General features: G+C 52.9%; 5 protein-coding genes and 1 pseudogene. All 6 read right to left on the bottom strand.

The annotated features are described in order from the left end of the window. A pseudogene (locus tag RTM06_RS17090) lies at positions 1-366 on the bottom strand (lipoprotein NlpI); the annotation flags it as partial. A 129-nt stretch (positions 367-495) separates the two neighbouring features. Continuing rightward, on the bottom strand, positions 496-2,634 hold the full coding sequence (pnp, locus tag RTM06_RS17085; protein ID WP_008104291.1) for a polyribonucleotide nucleotidyltransferase: 2,139 nt from the start codon (positions 2,632-2,634) through the stop codon (positions 496-498). A 309-nt stretch (positions 2,635-2,943) separates the two neighbouring features. Beyond that, positions 2,944-3,213 (bottom strand): 30S ribosomal protein S15, encoded by a 270-nt coding sequence (gene rpsO, locus RTM06_RS17080; protein WP_036620269.1) that lies wholly within the window; start codon positions 3,211-3,213, stop codon positions 2,944-2,946. Between the two features lie 133 nt (positions 3,214-3,346). Continuing rightward, positions 3,347-4,291, bottom strand: coding sequence for a tRNA pseudouridine(55) synthase TruB (gene truB / locus RTM06_RS17075; RefSeq protein ID WP_312183763.1), 945 nt, complete (start codon positions 4,289-4,291; stop codon positions 3,347-3,349). Continuing rightward, complete coding sequence (gene rbfA / locus RTM06_RS17070; RefSeq protein ID WP_007886693.1) at positions 4,291-4,698, bottom strand: 30S ribosome-binding factor RbfA; 408 nt, start codon at positions 4,696-4,698, stop codon at positions 4,291-4,293. The genes truB and rbfA overlap by 1 nt, the downstream gene beginning before the upstream one ends. 66 nt (positions 4,699-4,764) lie before the next feature. Continuing rightward, positions 4,765-4,849: hypothetical protein (locus tag RTM06_RS17065; protein ID WP_312183767.1), on the bottom strand; the 85-nt coding region annotated here is incomplete at its 5' end.

Raw genomic sequence — 4,849 nt, 5'->3', positions numbered from 1 at the left:
TACAGAATCAAACGCTTCATAGGCAGCATCAAAATTGCCTGCCTGCGTTAAGTATATACCGAGATAATTAAATACCTCAGGCATATCTGGTCTTATAGACAGCGCTTGCGAAAAATCGTTCCGCGCTAGTGCCCTCAGACCCAAACTATCATACAACACTCCGCGCTCATATAATAGCTGTGCGCGTTCATCATCGGTCAGGGCACGACTGGCAAGAATTTGTTCCATACGCGCCAGGATCACCTCTTGCTGCAGTGTGGGCTGCAAAGGTACTGCCAGAACTTCGTTCTTACGCCAATTGGAGTTGCTGCATCCTGCCAGCGTGATAGCTGTCGCAACAAAACACCAGCGCAAAAAAGGCTTCATTTCCCACTCCCGAATACAAACATTGGGACAACCATCCTGTCATCCTCCTGCTGTGCACAAGGATTCCCGCCCTCGCGATGATCTAAACACCTCTCCCCGCAAAGCAGGGAGAGGTAAATCGGTAAACGCTTATTCGGCGTCAGATGCATCAGATGCAGCGGTAGCAACTTCTTCCGCTGGTTTCTGCTCTGTCGCTTCTTTGATGCTCAGACGTACACGGCCCTGACGGTCCACTTCCATGACTTTCACTGGAACTTCCTGGCCCATCTGCAGATAGTCGGTCACTTTCTCTACGCGCTTGTCGGCGATCTGAGAAATGTGAACCAAACCTTCTTTACCGCCGCCGATTGCCACGAAGGCACCGAAATCAACGATACGTGTCACTTTACCTGAGTAAATGCGGCCAACTTCGATCTCAGCAGTAATCTCTTCGATACGACGAATGGCTTCTTTGGCTTTCAGGCTATCAGTTGCAGCGATCTTCACGGTGCCGTCATCTTCGATTTCGATGGTGGTGCCGGTTTCTTCGGTCAGCGCACGGATAACCGAGCCGCCTTTACCGATGACATCTTTGATCTTGTCTGAACTGATTTTGATGGTGTAAATGCGCGGCGCGAATTCAGAGATTTCCTGACGCGGCGTGCTGATTGCCTGTTCCATCACGCTCAGGATGTGCAGACGCGCACCTTTAGCTTGGTTCAGTGCAACCTGCATGATTTCGCGGGTGATGCCTTCGATTTTGATATCCATCTGCAGCGCAGTAATACCATCGCGGCTACCTGCTACTTTGAAGTCCATGTCGCCGAGGTGATCTTCGTCACCCAGGATGTCAGACAGAACCACAAAGTTGTCGGCTTCTTTAACCAGACCCATCGCAATACCGGCTACGGCTGCTTTGATCGGTACACCAGCGTCCATCAGTGCCAGAGAAGCACCACACACGGAAGCCATTGAAGAAGAGCCGTTAGATTCGGTGATTTCTGAAACTACACGCACAGTGTATGGGAAGTCAGCTTGCTTAGGCATTACTGCCAGCACGCCACGCTTCGCCAGACGACCGTGACCAATCTCACGACGCTTCGGTGAGCCAACCATACCGGTTTCGCCCACGCAGTACGGAGGGAAGTTGTAGTGGAACAGGAAGCTATCAGTACGCTCGCCCATCAACTCATCCAGATTCTGCGCATCACGTGCGGTACCCAGCGTTGCGGTAACCAGCGCCTGCGTTTCACCACGGGTGAACAGTGATGAACCGTGCGTACGTGGCAGTACGCCAGTGCGCACGTCCAGACCACGAATCATGTCTTTCTCACGGCCATCGATACGCGGTTCGCCACGGATGATGCGGCTACGAACAACGCTCTTCTCAAGGTCGTGTACGATGTCAGCGATATCGCCAGCATCCAGCGTTTCATCTTCAGCCTGCAGTGCCGCGATGGTCGCGTCTTTCACTGCGCCAACCTGAGTGTAACGCTCTTGCTTATCAGTGATGCGATAGGCATCGCTGATGCCCGCTTCTGCCAGTGCAGTAACGCGTGCGATCAGTGCATCGTTCGTTGGCAGTGGCTGCCAATCCCAACGTGGTTTGCCGGCTTCGGCAACCAGCGCATTGATGTTTTCGATAACGATCTGCTGCTGGTCGTGACCATATACCACAGCGCCCAGCATCTGCTCTTCAGTCAGGATGTCAGCTTCTGATTCCACCATCAGCACCGCGTTCTGGGTACCGGCAACAACCAGGTTCAGACGTGATTCGTTGATTTCATCAGCAGTTGGGTTCAGTACGTACTGGTCATTGATATAACCGACGCGCGCTGCGCCGATTGGACCATTGAACGGCAGGCCAGACAGAGCCAATGCAGCAGATGCACCGATCATCGCAACGATGTCTGGGTTAACCTGTGGGTTAACAGAAACCACGGTCGCAATAACCTGAACTTCGTTAATGAAGCCTTCCGGGAACAGCGGACGAACTGGACGGTCAATCAGGCGTGAGATCAGGGTTTCGCCTTCGCTTGGACGGCCTTCACGACGGAAGAAGCTACCCGGGATACGACCAGCAGCGTAAGTACGCTCCTGATAGTTAACCGTCAGCGGGAAGAAATCCTGACCTGGTTTCGTTTTTTTCTGGCCAACAACGGTAACGAATACAGCAGTGTCATCCATGCTCACCATTACTGCAGCGGTAGCCTGGCGCGCCATCATGCCGGTTTCCAGCGTGACGGTATGCTGACCATATTGGAATTTGCGTACGATCGGGTTCAGCAAAATTTAAGTCCTTAAATTCAGGGGCGCAGCCCATTCTGGCGCGCCGGGGATTACCGATCTTCAGTTGCATCCTCGCGACTAATGACAACCTTAACCGCCCATGCGGTAAAGCCTCTCATTAGCCGCGCGAACCTCTGCAAGCAAAGATCACTCTCTGCAACAATACATGAGTTTGGTCCGGATTGCTGCGGATTGCTCGAAAAAAGGGGCCATAAAGGCCCCCTTTTCGCGAAACTCGCACAAATCTGATCGTCAGATGCGTTTTTTTGCATAGTGCATGCGCTACACCCTTGATCAGATTCTTCAGACTTAGCGACGCAGACCCAGGCTTTCGATCAGACCGGTGTAGCGAGCAACGTCTTTACGCTTCAGGTAGTCCAGCAGCTTACGACGCTGAGATACCATGCGCAGCAGACCGCGACGGCTGTGGTGATCTTTCTTGTGCTCAGAGAAGTGACCCTGCAGGTGGTTAATCTGAGCAGTCAGCAGAGCAACCTGAACTTCAGTTGAACCGCTGTCGTTGGTACCACGACCATATTTAGCAACGATCTCTGCTTTAGCTTCTACGCTTAGAGACATAATAAACTCCAGTAAATAATGAATGTATGGGTGCCGATCTCTAATTCAGCAGCCCGCTTTTAAAGCCGCGCCATTCTACTCTTCGCCTGATAGCAACGCAAATGCGCCGTTAGGTCAAATGCGAGAGGATTGATTACGCAGGAAATTCTACCACCAGACGACGCGGCGCCACGCGCCCATCCTCGGCAATTTCGGCCATACCAATGAATTTGTGCTCATCACCTTCAGTCACGCGCACCAATCCTTGTTCCGGCGCATCCGCCACCTGAACCGGCATACCCTGTTTGAAATACGCCGCCACCGCGGGCAGCAAATTCACAATCGGGAACTCTTCTGCCGGGCTGTCCATCGGCAGCAATAGCGCATCAAGCGCGCTGTAATCTGACGTTTCCGCCATGTTGACGGTAGCCGCCACGTCCTGCAGCTGCTCGAGCGTCACCATTCTTTCGATCGGATAACGCGCCACTTGCAGACGACGCAGCATGATAACGTGCGCACCGCAGCCAAGCCGCTCACCGAGATCATCGATGATAGTGCGGATGTAAGTGCCTTTAGAGACGTGAATCTCCAACTCCAGCTCATCCCCTTCCCAGCGAATAAACTGCAGCTCAAACACTTTGATCGGGCGCGCTTCACGCGGCACGGTAATGCCTTCACGCGCGTACTCGTACAGTTTGCGTCCCTGATACTTCAGCGCGGAGAACATGGTCGGCACCTGCATGGTGTCGCCACGAAAATAATCCAGCGCCGCGTCCAGTGCCGCCTGATCAAAAGTAATCGCACGGGTTTCAACAATATTGCCGTCGGCATCAGACGTATCGGTGCGTTCACCCAGGCGAGCAATGACGCGATAACGCTTGTCAGAATCGAGCAGATACTGCGAAAACTTGGTGGCTTCGCCGAGGCAAACCGGCAGCATGCCGGTCGCCAGTGGATCGAGGGCGCCGGTGTGGCCCGCTTTGTTCGCATTGAACAGACGTTTTACTTTCTGCAGCACATCATTGGAAGATGCGCCTTGATGCTTATCCAACAGAAACACACCGTGGACGTCGCGACCGCGACGACGAGGACGACTCATTAGTCCTCCTTGTCATCTTCCGCCGGGCTATCGCCACGACGCTCAACATCGCTCTTAATGACGTTGCTGACCAGGTTCGACATGCGCATACCTTCGATCAGCGAGTTGTCGTAGAAGAAGGTCAGCTCCGGCACGATACGCAGGCGCATCGCTTTGCCTACCAGCGTACGGATATAGCCAGAGGCTTCTTTCAGCGCCTTCAGGCCGTTTTGTACCGCTTCTTCATCTTTGTCATTCAAAAAGGTCACAAACACCTTGGCATAGGCGAGATCGCGCGACACTTCGACGCCCGAAACTGTCACCATCATACCGAGACGTGGATCTTTAATTTCGCGCTGCAGGATGATTGCAATCTCTTTCTGCAACTCCTGAGAAACGCGCTGTGGGCGGCCAAATTCTTTTGCCATTATTTCTTTCTCCCAAATAATTCGGGAGGCCAGAGGCCTCCCAAATTGCAACACATCAAATGATGATCAATCGATGGTGCGTTTAATTTCAATCACTTCGAACACTTCGATCATATCGCCAACGCGAACGTCGTTGTAGTTCTTCACGCCG

It is taken from the genome of Pantoea sp. CTOTU46764 (assembly GCF_031974595.1).
GTDB lineage: Bacteria > Pseudomonadota > Gammaproteobacteria > Enterobacterales > Enterobacteriaceae > Pantoea > Pantoea trifolii.
Note: the sequence above shows the minus strand (reverse complement) of the source record. Positions and strands in the feature narration are given on the sequence as shown.

What these genes read in the sequence shown, in the direction of transcription:
- rpsO (WP_036620269.1), bottom strand. Translation starts at nt 3,213, where the DNA reads ATGTCTCTAAGCGTAGAAGCTAAAGCAGAGATCGTTGCTAAATATGGT.
- truB (WP_312183763.1), bottom strand. Translation starts at nt 4,291, where the DNA reads ATGAGTCGTCCTCGTCGTCGCGGTCGCGACGTCCACGGTGTGTTTCTG.
- rbfA (WP_007886693.1), bottom strand. Translation starts at nt 4,698, where the DNA reads ATGGCAAAAGAATTTGGCCGCCCACAGCGCGTTTCTCAGGAGTTGCAG.